The sequence below is a fragment of the Brevibacillus sp. AY1 genome, assembly GCF_029870785.1.
Taxonomy (GTDB): domain Bacteria; phylum Bacillota; class Bacilli; order Brevibacillales; family Brevibacillaceae; genus Brevibacillus; species Brevibacillus invocatus.
This window is the reverse complement of record NZ_JAFLPN010000008.1, coordinates 1-21,379: the sequence shown is the minus strand read 5'-3', so window position 1 is coordinate 21,379 and position 21,379 is coordinate 1. Positions and strand designations below refer to the sequence as shown.

The 21,379-nt window shown below is 48.2% G+C and carries 17 protein-coding genes; 15 read left to right on the top strand and 2 right to left on the bottom strand.

Annotated elements, in window-relative coordinates:
- The first annotated feature begins 189 nt into the window (after positions 1–189).
- From asd to gatB, 4 genes are all read left to right on the top strand, one after another.
- A complete protein-coding gene (gene asd, locus JZI27_RS09385; protein WP_280207370.1) occupies positions 190–1,035 on the top strand; it encodes an archaetidylserine decarboxylase in 846 nt (281 codons plus the stop codon).
- A gap of 330 nt (positions 1,036–1,365) precedes the next feature.
- Positions 1,366–1,656 carry an Asp-tRNA(Asn)/Glu-tRNA(Gln) amidotransferase subunit GatC gene (gene gatC, locus JZI27_RS09380; protein ID WP_122909058.1) on the top strand — a complete coding sequence of 97 codons (291 nt, stop codon included), beginning with the start codon at positions 1,366–1,368 and terminating at the stop codon, positions 1,654–1,656.
- 33 nt (positions 1,657–1,689) lie between these two features.
- A complete protein-coding gene (gatA, locus tag JZI27_RS09375; RefSeq protein WP_280207369.1) occupies positions 1,690–3,159 on the top strand; it encodes an Asp-tRNA(Asn)/Glu-tRNA(Gln) amidotransferase subunit GatA in 1,470 nt (489 codons plus the stop codon).
- A gap of 5 nt (positions 3,160–3,164) precedes the next feature.
- Positions 3,165–4,601 (top strand): Asp-tRNA(Asn)/Glu-tRNA(Gln) amidotransferase subunit GatB, encoded by a 1,437-nt coding sequence (gatB, locus tag JZI27_RS09370; protein ID WP_280207368.1) that lies wholly within the window; start codon positions 3,165–3,167, stop codon positions 4,599–4,601.
- Between the two features lie 288 nt (positions 4,602–4,889).
- Here the strand turns inward: gatB and JZI27_RS09365 are convergent, their stop codons facing one another.
- On the bottom strand, positions 4,890–6,641 hold the full coding sequence (locus tag JZI27_RS09365) for an RNA polymerase sigma factor (protein ID WP_280207367.1): 1,752 nt from the start codon (positions 6,639–6,641) through the stop codon (positions 4,890–4,892).
- A gap of 127 nt (positions 6,642–6,768) precedes the next feature.
- Between JZI27_RS09365 and JZI27_RS09360 the strand changes: the two genes are divergently transcribed.
- The 5 genes from JZI27_RS09360 to JZI27_RS09340 all read left to right on the top strand — a co-directional run bounded on the left by JZI27_RS09360 (position 6,769) and on the right by JZI27_RS09340 (position 10,978).
- Complete coding sequence (locus tag JZI27_RS09360) at positions 6,769–7,131, top strand: hypothetical protein (protein WP_280207366.1); 363 nt, start codon at positions 6,769–6,771, stop codon at positions 7,129–7,131.
- 114 nt (positions 7,132–7,245) lie between these two features.
- Entirely contained in the window at positions 7,246–7,974 is a 729-nt protein-coding gene (locus tag JZI27_RS09355) for an ABC transporter ATP-binding protein (protein ID WP_280207365.1), read from the top strand.
- Positions 7,974–9,149, top strand: coding sequence for an ABC transporter permease (locus tag JZI27_RS09350; protein WP_280207364.1), 1,176 nt, complete (start codon positions 7,974–7,976; stop codon positions 9,147–9,149). Before JZI27_RS09355 ends, JZI27_RS09350 begins: the two co-directional genes overlap by 1 nt.
- Before the next feature lie 38 nt (positions 9,150–9,187).
- Positions 9,188–10,111: a DMT family transporter gene (locus JZI27_RS09345; RefSeq protein WP_348521359.1), complete on the top strand. Its 924-nt coding sequence runs from the start codon at positions 9,188–9,190 to the stop codon at positions 10,109–10,111.
- A gap of 321 nt (positions 10,112–10,432) precedes the next feature.
- Positions 10,433–10,978 carry a cysteine hydrolase family protein gene (locus JZI27_RS09340; protein WP_481752806.1) on the top strand — a complete coding sequence of 182 codons (546 nt, stop codon included), beginning with the start codon at positions 10,433–10,435 and terminating at the stop codon, positions 10,976–10,978.
- Between the two features lie 151 nt (positions 10,979–11,129).
- Here the strand turns inward: JZI27_RS09340 and JZI27_RS09335 are convergent, their stop codons facing one another.
- On the bottom strand, positions 11,130–12,101 hold the full coding sequence (locus tag JZI27_RS09335; protein ID WP_280207361.1) for an ROK family glucokinase: 972 nt from the start codon (positions 12,099–12,101) through the stop codon (positions 11,130–11,132).
- Between the two features lie 144 nt (positions 12,102–12,245).
- On the opposite strand from JZI27_RS09335, the gene JZI27_RS09330 reads away from it, so the two are divergent.
- The 6 genes from JZI27_RS09330 to JZI27_RS09305 all read left to right on the top strand — a co-directional run bounded on the left by JZI27_RS09330 (position 12,246) and on the right by JZI27_RS09305 (position 21,208).
- On the top strand, positions 12,246–13,136 hold the full coding sequence (locus tag JZI27_RS09330; protein ID WP_280207360.1) for a diacylglycerol kinase: 891 nt from the start codon (positions 12,246–12,248) through the stop codon (positions 13,134–13,136).
- A 76-nt stretch (positions 13,137–13,212) separates the two neighbouring features.
- On the top strand, positions 13,213–14,643 hold the full coding sequence (rlmD, locus tag JZI27_RS09325; RefSeq protein ID WP_280207359.1) for a 23S rRNA (uracil(1939)-C(5))-methyltransferase RlmD: 1,431 nt from the start codon (positions 13,213–13,215) through the stop codon (positions 14,641–14,643).
- Positions 14,644–14,867: 224 nt separating this feature from the next.
- Positions 14,868–16,559 carry a DUF262 domain-containing protein gene (locus tag JZI27_RS09320; RefSeq protein ID WP_280207358.1) on the top strand — a complete coding sequence of 564 codons (1,692 nt, stop codon included), beginning with the start codon at positions 14,868–14,870 and terminating at the stop codon, positions 16,557–16,559.
- Between the two features lie 378 nt (positions 16,560–16,937).
- Positions 16,938–17,405, top strand: coding sequence for a DUF7226 domain-containing protein (locus tag JZI27_RS09315; protein WP_280207357.1), 468 nt, complete (start codon positions 16,938–16,940; stop codon positions 17,403–17,405).
- Between the two features lie 139 nt (positions 17,406–17,544).
- The gene (locus JZI27_RS09310) at positions 17,545–19,446 is read left to right on the top strand and encodes a Dam family site-specific DNA-(adenine-N6)-methyltransferase (protein WP_280207356.1); all 1,902 of its coding nucleotides are present in this window, start codon (positions 17,545–17,547) and stop codon (positions 19,444–19,446) included.
- A 13-nt stretch (positions 19,447–19,459) separates the two neighbouring features.
- Complete coding sequence (locus JZI27_RS09305; RefSeq protein WP_280207355.1) at positions 19,460–21,208, top strand: AlwI family type II restriction endonuclease; 1,749 nt, start codon at positions 19,460–19,462, stop codon at positions 21,206–21,208.
- The last annotated feature ends 171 nt before the right edge of the window (positions 21,209–21,379 follow it).

Sequence of the window (21,379 nt, the reverse complement as noted above, 5' to 3'; positions counted from 1 at the left end):
TTTTTTTGTACTATCGGAAAGTGTTGAGTGCGCTAAAGCGCTAAAAAGATTAGCGGAAGATAGTATAAGTGCAACTAAGGCTCCGCCAAAAGCTTGGCGTAGCCAAGTTTTCTAAACGTGTAAGAATTTATCATCCATACAAATGCCTCGATCGAGGTTTGTTTTCGAAGAATATCAAGGAGTTGTCTTATGCGAAAAAAGCTACTGCCAGGTCTGATTCATCGTTTGCCTCAAAATGCGATGTCACGGACGATGGGGAAAATTACCGCAACAAAATTTAGCCGTCTGGCGATTCAACGATATATTCGGCACTACCAGATTGATGCTTCCATCGTGGAAAAACCAGTGAAGGAATACAAAACACTCAAGGAGTTCTTTACCCGCCGTCTGAAGCCGGGTGCTCGTCCGATTGCCGAGGGAGCGGATGTGGTAGTCAGTCCTGTGGACGGAACCATTTCACAGCTCGGGGATATTTGTGAAGGCACACTGATTCAGGCCAAAGGCAAAGGGTACAGTGTCGAAGAGCTCTTGGGGGGCTGCGCCCATGAGGCAGAGCGCTATTATGGAGGCAAGTTTATCACGATCTATCTGAGTCCGCGTGACTATCACCGGATTCACATGCCTGTAACCGGGAATCTGATGGGGTACAGCTATCTTCCAGGCAGACTGTATCCGGTCAATCAACTGGGCGTAGAGCATGTGGATCGCCTGTTTGCCCGCAATGAGCGTCTCGTAACCTACATCCACACGGAGAATCAGGGGGAAGTGGCGCTGATTAAGGTAGGGGCTCTTTTTGTCGGCAGCGTAAAGGTCGTCTACAACACCGCGACGACCAACGTGAAGAAAGCAAGACAAATGGAGGGGCCGATTGACGGAACGCCGGTATATGAAAAAGGAGATGAGGTGGGCTGGTTTGAATTCGGCTCCACTGTGATCCTGCTCTTTGAATCCGGTCAGCTGGAATGGGCATCAGGTGTGGAGACAGGTGCTTCCCTGCTGATGGGCCAAAAATTGGCGACCATCCCGATCAAGTAAAAATGGACTGGCAAAGACCTAAGCCTAAGATCCTCGGACTTGGGCTTTTTTTATTGGTATGTTAATCCAGCCGTAGTGGTGGGCAGGAATGCCCCCCAGCAGGAATCCCAAGAACTTGGAGCGTTTTCTTCTTTTTTCTCTCCTCCACCAAAGCAAGGTTCTATTTCATTAAAGTGATAATAGTCAAAAGCGTGAGAAAACGAAGGCTTTGGCTAGTAACCCTGTCGACATGCCGAGTTTTTCAAAGCAGGATGATGGAGGGGAAATTGACTCAACCAGCCTCTTTCAAGTAAGATCAAAGTTATGTGATACGATTCGGAGGTGGAAAACATGAGTGCCATTACTCGCAAGGAAGTGGAGCACGTAGCCAATCTGGCTCGCTTGCAATTAACCGAAGAAGAGGCGGAGCGTTACACGAAGGATTTGAACGCCATTCTTGATTTTGCCGCCAAACTGAATGAGCTGGATACGTCCAGCGTTCAACCGACCAGCCATGCGACGGATGTGAAAAACGTCATGCGTGAAGACGTGAATCGTCCATCCCTGCCGATCGCGGAAGTACTGAAAAACGCACCTGATCACGAAGACGGGCAATTCAAGGTGCCTGCCGTGTTCGAATAATTCGACTGGAGAAAGAGAAGGGAGGAACTTACTGTGTCGCTGTTTGACAAGCGATTGTCGGAGATACATAGCGCCTTGCGCGCGAAGGAGTTGTCCGTTACCGATCTGGTACAAGCCTCTGTAGCCAGCATCAAGGAACATGATGGAGAAATCAAATCGGTTCTGGAAGTGGATGAGGAAGGTGCCCTTGCCCATGCCCACAAGCTGGACGAGCAGCTAGCCGGGGGAGAAGAGCTGGGGCTGTTGTTCGGTCTGCCAGCAGGAGTGAAAGACAACATCGTGACAAAAGGGATTCGTACGACATGTGCAAGCAAATTTTTGTCCAATTACGATCCTGTGTACGACGGTACGGTATCGCAAAAGGTGAAGGAAGCCGATGCGGTGATCGTGGCCAAGCTGAACATGGACGAGTTTGCGATGGGCGGTTCCAATGAAAATTCTGGATTTTTCCCTGCAAAAAACCCGTGGAACACCGATTATGTACCGGGTGGCTCCAGTGGTGGATCGGCTGCAGCGATGGCAGCGCGCCATTTTTACTTTACACTCGGGTCCGACACAGGCGGATCGATTCGCCAGCCAGCGGCTTTTTGCGGCGTTGTCGGCTTGAAGCCTACGTATGGCCGTGTCTCCCGCTTTGGTCTGGTGGCATTCGCATCCTCGCTGGATCAGATCGGACCGATTACGAAAAACGTGGAAGACTCGGCATTCGTACTCCAGGCCATTGCTGGACACGATGCCTATGATTCCACTTCTGCCAATGTGGAAGTGCCTGACTTCCTGTCTGCACTGACAGGCGATGTCAAAGGGCTGCGCATTGGTGTGCCCAAAGAGCTGATCGGGGAAGGGATCGATCCGGAGGTGCGCGAAGCGGTTCTGGCTGCATTGAAACAGCTGGAGAGCCTGGGCGCGACCTGGAGCGAGGTCTCCATGCCGCATACCGAATACGCGGTACCTGCGTATTACCTGCTCGCATCCTCGGAAGCTTCGTCCAACCTGGCTCGTTTTGACGGTGTGCGCTACGGCGTACGTGCGGACAACGCGGAAAACCTGATCGACCTGTACAAGGAGTCCCGCAGCCAAGGCTTTGGACCAGAGGTAAAACGCCGGATCATGCTCGGAACCTACGCGCTCTCGTCCGGTTACTACGACGCGTATTACAAAAAAGCACAGCAAGTACGTACCTTGATCATTCAGGATTTCAATAACATTTTTGCAGACTTTGACGTCATTCTCCACCCGACCACGCCGACCACCGCGTTCAAGATCGGTGACAAGGTAGATGATCCGGTGAAAATGTACCTGGAGGACATCTGCACGGTTCCCGTCAACCTGGCGGGTCTGCCAGCAATCAGCGTACCGTGTGGCTTTGCGAAGAGCGGCCTGCCAATCGGCTTGCAAATCGTCGGCAAGGCGTTTGACGAATCCACCGTGCTGCGAGTGGCACATGCCTACGAACAATCCGTCGGCCATCACCTGCGCAAGCCGGAATGGGTGAGGGGGTAAGGAATATGAGCAAGTACGAAACCGTCATCGGCTTGGAGGTCCATGCCGAGCTGTCTACGAACAGTAAAATCTTCTGTGGCTGCCCGACCGAGTTCGGTGCACCGCCGAATACCCATACCTGCCCGATTTGCTTGGGTCATCCAGGGGTACTTCCGGTGACCAACAAGCAAGCTGTGGAGTTTGCCATGAAAGCGGCGCTCGCGCTCAATTGCGAGATTTCCCGCGAGACCAAGTTTGACCGCAAAAACTACTTTTATCCCGATTCTCCGAAAGCGTATCAAATCTCTCAGTTTGATCAGCCAATCGGCTACAACGGCTGGATTGATATCGAAGTGAACGGAGAGACCAAGCGCATCGGGATCACGCGTCTGCATCTGGAAGAGGATGCGGGCAAGCTGACGCACAGCGATTTTGGCGGAGAGTCCTTGGTAGACTTCAACCGCGTCGGGGTACCTTTGGTGGAGATTGTCTCGGAGCCGGATATCCGCACACCAGAAGAAGCGCGTGCGTATCTGGAAAAGCTGAAAGCGATTATCCAGTACACGGAAGTTTCCGACGTACGCATGGAGCAAGGCTCACTGCGTTGCGATGCCAACGTCTCGATTCGCCCTTATGGTCAAGAAGAATTCGGTACCAAAGCTGAGCTGAAAAACATGAACTCATTCCGCAACGTACAGGCTGGACTGGAGTACGAGGTGAAGCGTCAGGCAGAGGTGCTCGATTCTGGAGGCAAGGTCGTACAGGAAACACGCCGTTGGGATGAAGCCAACCGCAAGACCTTGTCCATGCGCTCCAAGGAAGAAGCGCATGACTACCGTTACTTCCCGGACCCGGATCTGGTGCGTATGCAGATTTCCGAAGAGTGGATCGAGGCTGTCCGTGCAACCATTCCAGAGCTGCCAGATGCTCGTAAAGCTCGCTATGTAAATGAATTCGGACTGTCGCAGGCGGATGCCGAGGTACTCACGATTTCCAAGGAAACGGCTGATTTCTTTGACGAAACCGTGAAGACAGGTGCTGATCCTAAAGCGGTAGCCAACTGGCTGATGGTGGACCTGCTGGCTCATCTGAACGCCAATGATATGGAGTTTGCGGAAGTGAAAATGACGCCGCATGGCTTGGGTGAAATGATCAAGCTCATCGCAGACGGCACGATCTCTTCCAAAATCGCCAAAACCGTCTTTAAAGAAATGATCGAGTCAGGCAAGGAGCCGAAACAGATCGTCGAGGAAAAAGGACTGGTGCAAATCAGCGACGAGGGTGCGCTGCGCCAAATTGTCGTCGATGCGGTCAACTCCAACCCGCAGGCAGTCGCCGACTACAAGGCAGGGAATGAGAAGGCTGCTGCTTTCTTCGTCGGACAAGTGATGAAGCAGACCAAGGGAAAAGCAAATCCGCCGATGGTCAACAAGCTCATTGCGGAAGTTTTGAAAGACATGTAAGGAAAGATGAAGCTGTCCCTACGGTAAAGGCCGAAAGGACAGCTTTTTTTCGTTGAAAAGTAACTGTGGTGAGGAGAAGAAGGTTTCCGATCTTCGCTCGGTTCTACGTCCGCAGGGATGTAGAGACTGTCCTCTCCGCTGGGCAGGACTCCGCCATAAGCTACGCCTGGAAACCTTCTTCTCCTGCGTAGCAGGATGCTTTCAATACATCTAAAAAATCAAAGGAACCTGCTTAGTCACCCCTGTATGGTGGGACTAAGCAAGTTCCTTATTTTTCTTTAAAAACAATTATACGGACAAAGTCTCCAGCATTTGTTCCAACAAGACGACAGCTTCCTTTTCCAGCTGTTCAATCGATTGCAGGATGTCAATTGCCTGTTGTCCATTAATTGGATTATTTGGCTCCCCGCCAGCAGGGAAAGGGAAGAGGCGACTTAACTCGGCGAATTGTTCCGCTATTTTCTCATAAAGCGCAGCTGCCTCGCGGATAAAAGGACGAACGCTGTCAAAAGTCGAGTCTGTCCATGTATCAGCGATTTCTCCCCAGAAAAGTGCTGCGTTGCGTCTTGCGTCAAGAGCTACAGCGGTCGTATAGGAATTGCCGTTGGGCTCGATGCCGCCCTTTTCATAGGCTTCCTTCCAGGCTGTATACGCCGCCAGTCCATTGACTACCTCATCGCAGTTGCTGTCTTCCTGCTCGCGATAATGATGGAGGGCTATATGGATGGCTTCCTTGAGCATCGAATGCTGGTCGGTTTGAATAGGCTCGCGAATCGACAGGACGAACAGCTCCTCGATCAATCCCCGACCCAAATCCTCGTAGGCAATCGTCTGATCATGCCCGCAGTTGTCGGCTGCATGGAGAAGCTTTTGCTCATCATCGTAGCCGTAAATCAATCCGAACTCGGGGATGAAGAGATCCCAGGCAAGGACGGGATGACCGCGATCGATCGAGCGATGAATGAGTTCGAGCGCCTCAGGGAGGGATTGCGCGATTTCACGTTTTTTCCGAGCGCTGGCGCTGAGGAGGGCGGGATCGACGAGATTGGCATTGAGGGCTGGTCCATCTGCTGCCTTGCCTTCATTGATAACGTTTGATTCAAAACCAATATTGCGCAGGCCCTGCTGCAGCACTTTTGTAAAGTCAAACATGGTGGGACCGGCGATGTGTATACCATCAGGCACGACAGTTAGGCGAAACGCGTGACCACTTACGCCCATTACCATCGGGAAAGACATTTTTTTGCCTGTATTTTCGATCATTCCGTACAAAGCCATCGCGCAGGTCACCCACGTTGGCTGCCTCAGTGCTGCCGGTTTATCCAAGATCACTTTTTTCATCGTACCCGCTTCCTTTCGAGAGTTTACGTATTGGTCAACCACGACGCGCGTTTTTTCCTGAATCAGCTTTCTTCGAGAACGGGACAGGATCTGATAGACATTGCCCTGGGAGATTTGGAATAACCCGGCGATCTCAGCAGGAGAGAGGTGATCGAAAAAATGCGACTCTACGATCTTACGCTCCCGGGCATTGAGACAGCCCAACAGATCCATGATGGTCTGGAGCAGCTCCCGGCGCATGAGGACGTCCTCAGGATTGGTGAGATTATCCGAGGCTTGTGACCAGGATCTGCCCAGCCTGCGCAAAATACTGTCCAGGTCTTCCCAATCGGTGGCTTCCATTTCGGGTTCCTCACGCTGCATCCCGGTGAAAACCTGCTCTCTCTTCTGAGGCCCTTTGGACAGTCGAGTAAAGGCTTGATTGCGGACGATCCGGTGCAGCCAAGGCAAAAAACGGCGGCTGTCTGAGAGCTTACCCAGATGCAGGAAGGCGCGGATCAGGGCGTCCTGGACGATATCCTCTGCGAGAAAGGACTCCTGTGTGTACGAGCGCGCATACCCGTATACCTTTGCCCGATGACGTCTGACCAGCTCGCCAAACGCTTCGCGGTCTCCAGTCTTTGCCCGTTCGACCAGGACTTCATCCTGTTCACCCTGATTTTCCTGTCTCGATTGCTGATTGAACATGGTTGGTTTCATTGCAAAAACTCCTCATCGGTAAGTTGACCTGAAACATAGACTCCTGAAGAGCAGGTTTCCTGACAAAATTGTAAAAAAATATGACCTCCCCTATAATGATACTGACATGATCGTGAGGAGGAAGAAAATGATGAAGCTGATTTCGGTGACAGGTGAACAGGTTCCTGCTAGCAAGGGTGGATCTCCTGCGGATACGTTTGACCGCTCGATTGCCACATGGGAAGTGGAAGGCAAACAAAAGACCACAACCGTCACGTATGTCCGTTACTTTGCCAAGGTATTGGCGGAGCAAGGCGTGTACGATCAGGAGGCACAGGGAGTTCCGGTCAGTCATCTGGTCGCCGTACTATACAAGGAAAAATACCCGCAAGCCGTTGAAAGTCGTCATTATATCAATAATACAGCTGATTTTTTGGCTTTGTTTGCCGATTTTTCCCTCGCCGCCTTCAAAGAGCGCTACCCTGGTGCCGCTGGCTTAGCTCACGTATAAGAGCTGCGGGGAAGGGACAGAAAGAAAAGTCCAAAGATTCTGATGGACACCATGAAGCAGCTTGCATAGCTCCCGGAATTTGAACATCTTGGAAGGCGAAGAGGGGGAAGCTGATTGATTGAGGTTCGAAAGGTAAGTAAAACGTTTGGAGCTTTTACGGCCCTGGAGGATGTTTCGTTTCGCGTGGAGGTTGGAGAGGTATACGGGCTTTTGGGTGAGAACGGGGCCGGTAAGACAACGATGATGCGGATGATGGCGACAATTCTGAAGCCGACAGAGGGCGAAATAGAGGTGGCGGGCTATTCTGTCCGCAAAGAGCCTGATGAAGTGCGCCGCCGGATTGGGATCTTGTTCGGCGGGGACGTGGGCTTGTACAGCCGATTGACGGCGAGAGAGAATATCGCATATTTCGGGAGCATGTACGGCATGGAGAAGCAAGCGATTGGGGAGCGGATCGAGCGGCTCAGCCAGATGTTTGAAATGGGAGCTTTTCTCGACAGGCGCGTTGGTCCCTTTTCTCGAGGGATGAAGCAAAAAGTGGCGATTGCCCGTACGCTTGTGCATGACCCTGATGTCATTCTACTGGATGAGCCGACGACGGGATTGGACGTGACTGCCGCCAATATCTTTCGCCGGGTGATTGGCATGCTTCAGGAGGAGGGAAAAACGATTCTCTTTTCCAGCCACAACATGGGGGAGATCGACAAGCTGTGCAAACGGATTGCCTTGATACACAAAGGCAGGCTTCAGTTTGCCGGAGCCTTGGAGCTGCTGCGTGAACAATACGGAAAAGAGGACCTGGATGAGCTGTTCATGACGGTCGTGGAAGGGAGCGGTCGCTGATGCGCAATACGATCATCTGGGCCGTCTTTCAAAAAGAGATGCGGGATTTGTTCCGGGATCACAAGACGTGGCTCGGGACGTTTCTGATTCCGCTCGTGCTCGTGCCATTTGTCTTTTTCCTGATGGGCTCCTCCTACAGCAGTCAGGAGCAGGAGGCACGCGCCCACGTTCCGATTGCCGTCTACGGTTCTTCCGACTTGCTGAAACAGCTGGAAGCCATTCCTGGTGTCAGCTTTCATCAGCCAGGTGATCCCAATCAAGCCCTGCAAGCTGGTCAGCTGCGGGCCATCGTCAGGATTCCGGATCGCTTTGATGAGCGTTTGGAGGCAGGAGGTAAGGCACAGCTGCACGTCGAATACGACATTACCAATCAGAAGTCCGTTTACGCACGAGATGTGATTGAGGAGCGAGTCATGGCGTACAGCAAGCAAATCGCTGCTGAGCGCCTGCAAGCGGCAGGGCTGTCCGAGACAGATATCGAGCCGATCGAGGCTGTCTACGAGCAAGTCGCGTCAGAGGAAAAGCGTTCGGGCGGCATGCTGGCAGGAATCATTCCGTTGATGCTGGTGGTGTCGCTAGCTTCCGGGGGGATCGCCGTAGCCAACGATCTGATTGCTGGGGAGAGAGAGCGTGGCACATTGGAAGCGTTGATGAGCGCCCCGATTCCTGCGAACCAGCTGCTGACGGCAAAGCTTCTTACGGTGATGATCATGAGCTGCACGAGTGCTGCCGCTTCCCTGGTGTCCCTGACATTGATCCTTCACTTCGGACCGATTGCCTCTCAGGGTTTTGCGTTATCCCTTTTCACTCCTGTGACCTTGCTGGTGCTAATCCTGACTCTTTTGCTGCTTGCCGCTTTCTTTGCAGGGCTGGAGCTGATGCTGAGCATGAAGGCCAAGTCCGTGAAGGAAGGTCAGACCTACATGAGTGCGGTCATTTTTCTGGCGATGATCCCTTCGTATATGCTGATGCCGATCCATCCGGTGGATATTCCGCAGCATTACTACATGATCCCTGTATTCAACGGTGTATCGCTGGCCAAGGAAGTGTTTTACGGGAAAGTCGACCCGATGCATGCGGTGATCGGATTGGGCACTTCCCTGTTGTATGTGGTTCTCATCATTGCCTGGACAGCGCGGTTGTTTCGCCGTGAAGGTGTGGTCGTCAAGCCCTGATCGGATGGTTTGATTATAGGGAAAGCTGGTGAGTGGTCTTGAATCCGCTCTATTTAGGGGTCATTTATGTCATCGTCTCTGCGGTCGGTTTTGGAGTCATGTCTATTTTTGCAGTCTATGCCTATGGAGCGGGCGCGTCTGTCACCAGTTTGCTATTTCTGCGTTTTTTGCTGGCTGCTATTCTCTTTTTTGGCCTGATGCTGCTGCGGCGTGAATCGCTTGTTATCAACAAAAAGCAGCTGCTGTCCCTGATATTGCTGGGAGGAGTGCTGTACACCCTGCAATCGCTCAGCTTTTTTTCGGCTGTCCAATACATCCCGACATCGTTGGCAGGGCTTGTGCTTTACACCTTCCCCGTCTTCGTGGCGATCCTGAGCTTCTTCGTGGACAAGGAAGTGCTCCGTCTCAAGACCGTGGCGGCCATGCTTCTCTCTTTGCTGGGTCTGGGGCTGGTACTCGGGCTTTCCTTCGGTGGTATTCAGCCGCTCGGTGTCGTGCTTGCTTTTGCTGCCGCACTTTTTTACTCGGTCTATATCGTGGTGGGCAATCGCGTAGGCAAAGGTCTTTCGCCGTATGTGACCTCCGGCTATATTGCGCTGTTTGCGTCCTGCTCCAGCTTCGTAGTGGCACAAGTGGATGGAGGCGTCGACCTTTCCTTTTTGGCGCAAGGCTGGTGGGCATTGGCGGGCATTGTTGTCTTTTCGACAGTCATGGCGATTAGCTGTTTTTTTCGCGGTCTGCAGCTGATCGGCTCGACCAAGGCTTCTGTCATCAGCATGGTGGAGCCTGTCGTGACGATCCTCTTTTCTGCTGTCTTGTTTGGCGAGCTGCTTGGCGGTTTGCAGTGGATCGGTGCCTGTGCCGTCATCGTGGGCGCTGTCCTGATCGTATTAGGCAAGCAGGAGACGCAGGAAAAACCGCTGGAGACTCAATATGAAACAGTGACTGTTCGGGGAGAATAATGAATGGGAGAATCGAACGCAAAAACCTCATTCATAGCAGAATGCACTGCACGCTAATTATTAGACCTTCCTAATAGTTGGGGTGCAGTTTTTTGTATGTGGCAGGAGTTCAATACAATACAGCAGTTTAGTATCAATAATTTCAAACAGATTGTTCGGGAATTTCAATTTTACTAATGGATTTTGGCCATTTATGCTACTTCTATGGAAATCAAATCGGCTTGGACCGAAGGGGTTGTATGGGTAGAGACAGCATGATTTCGACGAAGCTCCTGGATTCCTTGCCTTGATTCAGATACACATAGGAGGATTCAAATGGGCATACTCACGAATGCTGCATTAATCTTGATTGATGTGCAAAATCATTTTGACGATCCTGCACATGGGAGGAGAAACAATCCAGATGCAGAAGAAAAGATGGCTACGTTGCTGCACAGATGGAGAAAGTCAAATCTTCTGGTAATCCACATCCAGCACATCAGCAATCCATCCCTGCCACATCATCCTGGACGAGATATTAAGGAGATTGTTGCTCCTCTGCCTGGCGAGCAGGTGATGATCAAGCATGTAAACAGTTCCTTTATTGGTACGAATCTGGAGAGATATTTAAGAGAAGCTGGAATTGAAACGCTTGTGATTGTCGGGCTAACAACGGATCACTGTGTTTCCACGACAACAAGAATGGCAAAAAATCTGGGCTTCAATCCGTTCCTTGTATCGGATGCTACCGCTACTTTTGAAAGAATCAGCTTTGATGGAAAGCTGTATCTCGCGGAAGATATTCATCACATGGCTCTGGTTAGCTTGCATGATGAATTTGCAACTGTGATAGATACGAATGGAGTTTTACAATTGCTAGAAGGGTAATCAGAACTAATAGAGCGAGGAATGGGGAGGGGATTTTTTCGTCTTGGTTGGTTGGAATAGGTGGAATGATGGATGATTTTCTATTTGGTTTAATAAAAGTCAAAGCGCTGCTGTCCGGCATGAGATCGCCATGACAGAGCGCTTTTCTCGTTTATTTGTCCATTTGAGAGCGGATCAACCAACCGGCACCGTAGACTCCCGCGTCGTTACCCAGGCTGGCAGGGACGATTTGCGTAGATGCAACCACATAGGGAAACGGGATGAAGCGGCTGAAGGCATCACGGATGCGAGTAAAGAGGAACTCACCTGCATGGGCGACGCCGCCACCGATGACGACCCTGGATGGATTGAGCACCATACCGAGGTGAGAGAGGGCGAGCCCAAGGTACATGGCGGCCTGATCGACGATGACGAGTGCAGCAGTATCCCCAGCCTTGGCGGCATCCAGGACGTCCTTTGCCTGAATTTCACCTTGTGAATCCAGGATGTGTGCCAGCATCGGGCTTGCTCCGTTCAAGGCAGCCAGGCGACCTTCACGAATCAGGGCGGTGGCAGAGGAATACGTCTCCAGGCAGCCTGTTTTGCCGCAGTTGCACAAGGAACCGCTGTTGGGCGTCATCGTGATGTGACCGATTTCTCCCCCTACACCATTGATCCCGTGTACGACCTGACCGTGCAGAACAACGCCGCCGCCGATACCCGTACCGATGGTCAAGAGGATCAGGTCCTTAGCGCCTTGACCGGAGCCCTGCCACATTTCGCCCAGTGCTGCGGTATTGGCATCGTTGTCCACTTCGACCAAGAGACCTGTGAGCGCTTCCAGCTTGGCTTTTAGCGGAACGGGCGATCTCCAATGCAGATTGACGGCTTGCTGGACGATGCCTTGTTTGGAATCGATGGGCCCTGGTACTCCGACCCCGATCCCGCCAGCCTGTTCAAGGGAAAAACCGTGCTGCTGCAAGAGGCTGCGCGTTATTTCGGCCGTTTTTTGCAGGATGCCGTCTTCTCCGGAAGTGAGAGGAGTAGGCTCCTGTGCCTTGGCTACAAGCTCCCCATCCGGTGTGATCAGAGCGATTTTAATCGCAGTTCCCCCTATGTCTACTCCCACGATGATTGGTTTCACAGCTCTCCCTCCCAGCTTTTGGAACATCATCTTTATTATCTTATCACGCGTCACCTAGCATAGCGATTCCCAAAATTGGCTATACAGGATATGATGAGAAGAGAGTATACCCGTGAGCTTATGGGAAGGAAGAAGGGATCTACCTTGAAAAAAGCCAGATTAATCTACAATCCAAGCTCCGGCCGAGAGATCGTACGTCGGCGTTTGCCGGATATCCTGGATTTGATGGAGTCGGCCGGATACGAGACGTCATGTCATGCGACAAAAGGGAAAGATGACGCGACGAAGGAAGCTGCCCGCGCTGTGTCGCGTGGTTATGATTTGATTGTAGCTGCTGGTGGAGACGGTACCATTTATGAAGTAGTGAACGGAATGGCTGGGCAAAAAGCACGCCCGTCCTTAGGGATCATCCCTTGTGGAACGACGAATGACTTGGCCAGAGCGATTGGCATCCCGAAGTCCATCAGCCGTTCTTGTGAAGTGATCAAGCAGGGGAAGAAAAAGCGTATTGACCTGGGCAGGATCAATGATCGGTATTTCATCAATATTGCAGGCGGGGGGTCTCTGACCAATCTCACCTACGAAGTCCCAAGCAAGCTGAAAACCATGATGGGTCAGATCGCCTACTACGTCAAAGGACTGGAAAAGCTGCCTTCGCTGCACCCAATCCGGGTCAAGATGGAGAATCGCAAGGAAGTGCTGCTGGACGAGGAGATCATGATCTTTTTAGTCGCAAATAGTCATTCTGTCGGCGGCTTCGAAAAGCTCGCGCCCAATGCCGATTTGTCAGATGGAAAGCTGGATGTTATTGTGGTGAAAAAGGCGAACATCGCCGAATTTATTCGTATCGCGACCCAAGCGGTGCGTGGAGAGCACCTCAAGGATCCGCTCGTGAAATACTTCCAGACCGATTACCTCAAGGCTACCTCCTTTGGCGGGGAGCTGGTTCAGATCAATCTGGACGGAGAATTGGGTGGACAGCTGCCATGCGTCATCGAGGCGTTGCCAGGGCACATCGAGATGTTTGTCCCATAGGACTTGAGAACAAGGGGGATGCCATCAACTGCATCCCTGTATACATAGCAATCCGGATATTAAAGGAGAAAAGATCGTGGCAAAGACAACAAAGAAGCGGAGAGGACCGCAACCGACAGCTAAAGCAGAGCTGGATGTACCTGTACGCGTCGGACAAACCGTGGAAGTGGAGATGACCGGGCTCAATCATGAGGGAGCGGGCGTCGGCCGCATCGAGGGCTATACGCTGTTCGTGGCAGGCGCCTTGGCTGGGGAGCGAGTGCGCGCGCGGGTAGAGCATGTCAAAAAGAACTTTGGCTTTGCCAGGCTGGTAGAGGTCGCCCGGGCCAGCGCTCATCGGGCGATGCCGCCCTGTCCCTTATACGATCGCTGCGGAGGCTGTTCGCTGCAGCACCTGAATTATGAGGAGCAGCTTCGTCACAAGCAGCAGATCGTTCGGGACAACCTGCGGCGGATCGGAGGCTTTCAGGTGGAGGGAGAAGGGGCGATTACCGTACTCCCGACACTGGGCATGAGCGAGCCGTGGCGCTACCGCAACAAGGCACAGGTGCCGATCGGGGAAGAGAATGGCGCCCTGGTAGGCGGCTTTTATGCGGAAAAATCGCATTCCATCATCGATATGAGCGAATGCCTGATCCAGCATCAGGCCAACGACGAGGCTGTCAACGTCGTAAAGAAGCTCGCGACAGAATTGAATATCCGGGCGTATGATGAGCTGCACCATACTGGACTTTTGCGTCACGTAGTCGTCAAGGTAGGCGTGAAGACAGGCGAAGTCATGGTGGTGCTGGTGACGACCGAGGAATCGATTCCCCAGCGGGATCGCCTCATCGCAGCGATTCGAGAACAGCTTGCGGTCGTGACCAGTATCGTGCAGAACATCAATCCGGATAAGACCAACGTCATTTTCGGCAAGAAGACCGTCACTCTGTGGGGCAATGATGTCATTTACGACTATATTGGCCCGATCAAGTTCGCGATATCGGCCCGTTCGTTCTATCAGGTGAACCCGACGCAGACCGAGGTTTTGTACAACAAGACCTTGGAGTATGCAGGTGCGACCGGTACCGAGACAGTAATCGACGCGTACTGCGGAATCGGAACCATCTCGCTTTTTCTGGCCCAGAAGTCGCGTCATGTCTACGGCGTGGAGATCGTGCCGGAAGCGATCGCGGATGCAAATCGCAATGCTAAGCTGAATGGCGTGGAGAATGTGACGTTTGAGACAGGTCCTGCTGAGGTGGTCATTCCGGCTTGGAAGGAGAAAGGGATACGTGCGGATGTAATCGTGGTCGATCCGCCGCGCAAGGGCTGTGATGAAGCGTTGCTCGCGACGATTCTGGAGATGCAGCCTGAGCGAGTGGTGTATGTGTCCTGTAACCCGTCCACGTTGGCGAGGGATTTGAAGATGCTGGCGGAGCTGTATGAGGTGAAGGAAGTGCAGCCGGTGGATATGTTCCCGCATACGGGGCATGTGGAGTGCTGTGTGTCGCTCATAAGGAAGTAGTAGTTAAGAGCCGCATTTACCTATTATATAAAGACTGTAAGAGCCTAAGCGGGTTAGCGCTTGGGCTTTTCTTATGCAGAGATACTGCAGAGGCAATAGTGAAAGATATTCAGGAAATGGAAGGGGATTGAAGAAATATGTCGAACTATTTGAGGGTAATGATTATTCGGTAACGATCTGGCAAGAGGTTGGAAGTCACCCATGAAGGATTGAGAGGTTTGAGTATGAGTAGATTAATTGATAGCAGTATAACAATATACGAGGCTTTACAAAACATTAAAAACGGCAAGTTTGTTATGCCTGCATTTCAAAGACAGTATGTTTGGAGCATGGAGCAAATTGAAAAGTTGTGGGACTCCATTCTGCTTGATTACCCAATTGCCACATTCCTGTTCTGGCACGTGGACGATGACAATGTGACATGGGATACATACTTCTGCAACTTCCTGTCTGAGGTAACGTTCGATAGCAGAAAACAGGCAGACAGCGTAAATTATGAATTGACCAGCATAGATGTGAAGATTACTGATACTGCGGTATTGGACGGACAGCAGAGATTAACTTCTCTGTTTCTGTCCTTGTTAGGAGATGCTTATATTCGGCAAAAACACGCAAGGAAGCAAAATGGTGGTGGATTGGTTACAAAGCTATTGATTGAACTGAATAAGAATAAGCTGACTGTTGATGAAGAGGAATATAATAGTAAAAAGTATGACATCAAGTTCAGTGAAAAAGTAGGCAAGCTGAGTCCGACACAGTTTGAAATTAAGAGTATTCTAATCGAGAAGTTCCAGGATGGATCAACCAGAGACCAAGCTATCGATGAAGCTATTGCCAATGTTCCGGCAGACAGTAAACAGTATGCAAGGGATATTCTAAATAAGCTGTATAATAAAATCTTTGTAGAAAAGCTGATTCGGTTTACAGAAATCCAGGACATGAAACAGGATGATGCCCTTGAGATGTTCGTAAGGTTTAACAGCGGTGGCAAGGCACTCCGCAAATCGGAAATTACGATGTCCATCCTTGAGGCATATTGGCCAAGTGCAAAGACGGAGTTCGGAAAGCTACTTGTGGAGTCTTATGCTGGATTCGGTTCGGATTTTATAATCCGTTCTGCTCTTATGCTTTATGGTGATGTTGTAAAGTCAAATATTAACAAGCAGATAGCAGAGGAACTGAAGAATAACTGGAGTGCTTTCAGAAAGGCACTAAAGGATCTGGAAACCGTGCTGAAAGGCATGAAAATCGAGGTCAGCCGTTTTTCAAGCAGCTGGAACGTACTGTTACCTATAATCTACTTTATTTATTACAACCCAGAATATAATAAAAACCTTGATGGCATTCGTGCTTATTTGATTAGAGCGGTTCTGTTCACGTATTTCCAATCTGGCACAACTAGCAAACTTCAACAGATGAAGAGTAACATCAACAGCTATGATTATGAAATCAATGTGGATATGCTCAACCAGATAAATGAACTCCGAGTAACGGACGGCAAAATTGAAGATATACTCAATGCAGAAAAAGGCAGTAGAGTTGCTGGAGAGGCACTATATTATCTGTCCCTTGACTGGATGAACAGGAACTATAAGTATGAGCAAGACCATCTGCATCCATATGACAGATTTGAAGGTAACAAGCCTGTGTCTGTTTCTATGGAAGATTGGAAAAGGTGGCGTGGAAATCGTAATCGACTACCTAATCTACATTTGCTTGAAGGTAGAAGTAACGGTAGCAAAAATAATATGCGACTTGTTGATTATTACAATGATATGAATGATGATCAGAAAGCGGAGTTCCTGAAGCAGGCTATGATTGCAGATGGTGTTTCACTTGAAATTGAGGATTTTGAAAAGTTTTATGAGGCAAGAAAAGCAATACTCTCGGAAAGGGTACGAGAGTTGCTAAGGTGATTAACTTTTGTTGTTAGGTCAAATAGATATTTTTTACGAGTGGTAAGGTTGAATGTGAAATGTCAACATATCGTGTTGACAAATAACAGGGACCAAAACCACTTTTATTTTTAACAATAACTAATACTTTCTTAAAAAAACAGTTGGCTCCCAACGTTACCCACTTTTTTATATCTATAATGTGTTGACACTGAATACTCAACACACGTGGAGTGCAGTGTGTCGCTCATAAGAAAATAGCAATTAGAGCCGCATTTACCTATATTTCTAAGAGCCCATGCCGAGATAGTAGGGGCTCTATTGATGTTATCTTTTGGAAATATGATACAATAGTAGGATAGGACTAAAGTTATTATAGATATAGGAGGTAAACCAGAAATGCTCCATTCGAGTGAAGTGCCACAAGCCGATATTTTGTCGGATGTTATCAGAACAGTGAGCTTTGTACAACAACACCGTGGTGCAAATTTTAGCATGATTGCGAGACATATTGGAAAAGGAGAACGACAAGGTAGATATTACAGACACGCAGCTCAAATCTTGGGACTTATTAACAATCATCAGAATTATGCCTGGCTCCTACCTGATGGCGAATATTTCCTAGGTCTAAATCCACAAGAACAAATGGACTATTTACGACAACGTGTTAGGGGCATCAGGGTGTTTGAATTGGCAGAGCAATTAATCCGTTCAAATCCAGGATGCAGTGAAGATGATATTGAGCAAATGCTGATCGACGAAGGTATAACCATATCAACCGGCGACCGTAGAACTAGCACCATTGTTAGTTGGTTGGTTGATTTGAACATTATCAGACTTTCGGGGAATTCGTTATTTATCAGATAGACATCATACTATTGTAATTATCTAGGGGTGAGGCGATAAAGTCGCTTCACTCTTTATTTTAGGTGGTGAATAACCCGAGAGTATATTAAAATATAAGAAGGTATGTCTTTTGCAATAGAATTGAATTGGTGGTGCTCTTATGAGTTCAAAGGTAGTCAACATGAATGTTAACAGGAATTTACCTATGTCCAAACCAATATTGAAATGGGCTGGAGGTAAGCAGCAGCTCTGGTTTGAGATCGAAAAATATATACCTTCTAACTATAACAAGTATATCGAGCCCTTTGTCGGAGGGGGCGCTATTTTTTTTGGTCTTTCGCCAGAGAAAGCTGTATTATCGGATACTAATCCAGATTTGATCAACCTCTACGAAGTAGTTAGGGATAATGTATCAAATCTTATTGATATACTTGGTAATTATCATAATGATGAGGAATTCTATTATTTTATCCGCTCTCAAAATCCAGAGAAGTTAAGTAAGTTGGAACGGGCAGCGAGGACTATGTTTCTCAATCGAACTTGTTATAACGGGTTATACCGCGTAAATAAAAAAGGTGAGTTTAATGTGCCCTTTGGCAAGTATAAGAATCCTAAGATATGCGATGAAACTACTTTATTAAATGCAAGTAATGCTCTTAAGGGTCAGATACTCGTATGTGATGATTACCTAGAGGTACTTAATCAATACGCATCAGAAGGAGACGTCATATTTCTTGACCCACCTTACATTCCGGTTTCGCAATATGCAGATTTCAAGAGATATACGAAGCATTTCTTTGACAACGATGACCATAAGGACTTGGCAGATGAAGTGAAGAGACTTTATGAATTAGGATGCACAGTTATACTGACCAATTCAAACCATCCTTATGTTCATGAGCTATATAGTGATTATAAAATTGAGATTCACCAGACAAAGCGATTTATTAACTCTAAAGGGGATAAACGTGTAGGCGAAGATGTGATCGTGCTTGCACAACCTAATAGGAGAAGTGTTCGTGTTATTAAACCCCGAGTTCCTGAAAACCAATTGGAAAAGTTCCCAGGTACTCGATATATGGGTAGTAAACAAAACCTAATTGGGTCGATCTGGGATATCGCTAAACAATATAAGTTTGAATCTGTACTAGATGCTTTCAGTGGCAGTAGCGTCGTAGGATATATGTTCAAAACCAAGGGTAAAAAGGTTACTACAAATGACTTTATGAGCTTTTCATCAAATGTAGCCAAAGCGATTGTTGAGAATAACAACGTACAGTTGACTATCGATGATATCGATCATCTCTTGATTAAAGGAAACGGGTCAGGCTTCATACCCGAAACATTCAAAGACTTATACTTTACAGATGACGAAAATATCTTTATCGACGATCTAAGAGCTAGGATCGAGTTGTTGGAATGCCCTTATAAGAAAGCTATCGCGATTGCAGCTTTATGTAGAGCATGCTTAAAAAGACGTCCTAGAGGCATATTTACTTATGTAGGAAACCGATATAACGATGGCAGGAAAGATCTGCAAAAGAGTGTTCATCAGCATTTCCTAGAGTCAGTAAAGTTATATAACGATGCAGTTTTTGATAATGGACAAACTAATAAGTCCTTTAATAGTGATACTATGCAGTTATCGGTCGACTGTGACCTAATCTATATCGACCCTCCATATTATAGCCCTTTAAGTGATAATGAATACACCAGAAGATACCATTTCCTCGAAGGGTTATCAACTATGTGGGAAGGTTTGGAGATTCAGTGGGAAACAAAGACGAAGAAATTCAAAAAGTACACAACGCCCTTTGGTAATAAAGAAGGGGCATACGAAGCCTTCGATCAGTTGTTCCAAAAATATCAGAATAGTATCCTGATGGTTTCCTATTCATCAAACGCTTTTCCTTCTATGGACGAGATGGTTCAAATTATGAAGAGATACAAGACTAATGTTGACGTCCACCAGATCGAGCATCGATATTCGGTCGGTAATCAGGCTCACAAGGTAAACGATAATCGAAATCAAGTGTTTGAGTATATCTTCGTGGGTTATTAAGGGGTGAGATATTATGGGGTCAGCTTGGCACTTCGGGAATACAACTGTTAGGAATCCTCAGCGAATTCGGGATGGGTTAATCGTATTACAAAACTCAACACTAAATGGTAATTTAATAGGTAAACCGCAAGAGCTTTTGTTTGCAGAAGCTTTAGATAATGCAGGGGTTGTAGTAATCGCAAACAGGGACAGGGATTACAGCGATCTTGGTCGTAAATGGAGGGCTTGTTTTTCGCAGCTTGGCTTTATTACTCATAAATTTTCAAGAAGTGTGGGTACTAATGAAGTTGATGGTGTTATTAGAGAGGTCCAGGCGGACTACAACACTTCTGGCTTGTCAGGTAAACCATACGAAATCACTGCAAGTGGTCGAAGAATGATTAATGCAGAGAGTGTTCAACAGCAAAATGAGTGCATGCTAAGGGCACTCTTAGCATATCAGATACCGTCAGCAATTGAGCCGAGGAACGGGGATTCTCCTTTTAGTCCACTTGTATTTATTCTGCAAGTGCTAGTAAAGTTAACTACCCTGCAGGATTCTCGTGGATTGTCGAAGACTGAAATGGCTTTAGTCCAGGTGTGTAGATACCACAATGAGGTAGAGCAGGTTATCACTCAAATAAACAACTTCCGTGACAATTATGATCAGGCAGTCGGACGTGTAGGTAAAAGGCAACAGGAAAGACTCCTTTTGGAACATATCGCGTCTAGTGCAGGAGTAAGTTGGGAATCGCTACGCGATTACGCTGATGTTAACTTTCGATATCCACGGTTAACAGGTCTGGTTTCTTTGCAAGGCAAACGGTTGGTTATTAACCCCACTAAACTACCAGTAGTAAATGCAATATTAAGAAGTCACCGCTTGATTGACATCGACAATCAGAATGCTTATCTGACGAGGCTTTGGAAAGGTGCAGAATTACCTACCGATAATGAAGCGAATGCGCTTGAAGAGATAGAGCGGTATAAAAATATATTGTTGGATGCGGGCTTTCAGATTGATTCCTTACCAACGGTATCAACTGATATGCAGGTAGCCGAAATAAACCTTGTTCGGATGAAATATGAAGAGATATACCAGTTACACTTGGAAGAGCGCTTCGCAGCTGATCAATCAAATACTAGTCAGGTGAAAGAAATTATTGCTTATCTGAGGAAGCTCGATAATCAAGCTGTAGGTGACGAGTTTGATATTGAGATCGATGATGCTCCATCATTCTTTGAATGGGCAGTCTGGAGAGCATTCTTAGCAGTTAATAATTTAGTAAACAAACCACACGAAGCCCGAAGGTTTAAGGTCGATCAGGACTTCTTTCCGATCTCATGCGCATCGGGCGGTGGTGCGGATATGATCTTTGAGTTCGAGGATTTTGTACTTGTTGTCGAAGTAACCCTAACTACTTCTTCGAGACAAGAGGCAGCCGAAGGAGAGCCGGTTAGAAGGCATGTAGCGAAAGAAAAACTGAAATACCAAGCACAAGATAAACCTGTATATGGTTTATTCCTAGCTAGAAGTATAGACAACAATACTGCTGAAACGTTCAGAATAGGAGTATGGTATCGTGGTGATGAGCCAGACTTCATCAATATTGTACCTCTCACGTTGGCTCATTTTATTTTGATTATGGAAAAATTTGAGTCAAATAGATTTGAAAACCGACATTTCAGAAGTCTATTAGATGGTTGTTTAATACCTCGTAATGCACATGCTCCAGCTTGGAAACGTGAAATTGAAAAGAATGTTGCATCTTTCGTGAGCTGAATATGAGTCTTTATATGTACGACGTTGCTCTATCTTTTGCGGGGGAAGATAGAGAGTATGTTCAACAAGTAGCTGATATATTGCATGAAATCGGTATCGGTTTAACCCCTCAAAATTTGAGTCTTTCTCCCTTATTCTCGCATTTTCATATGATTCTTCTCTTCTTCAACC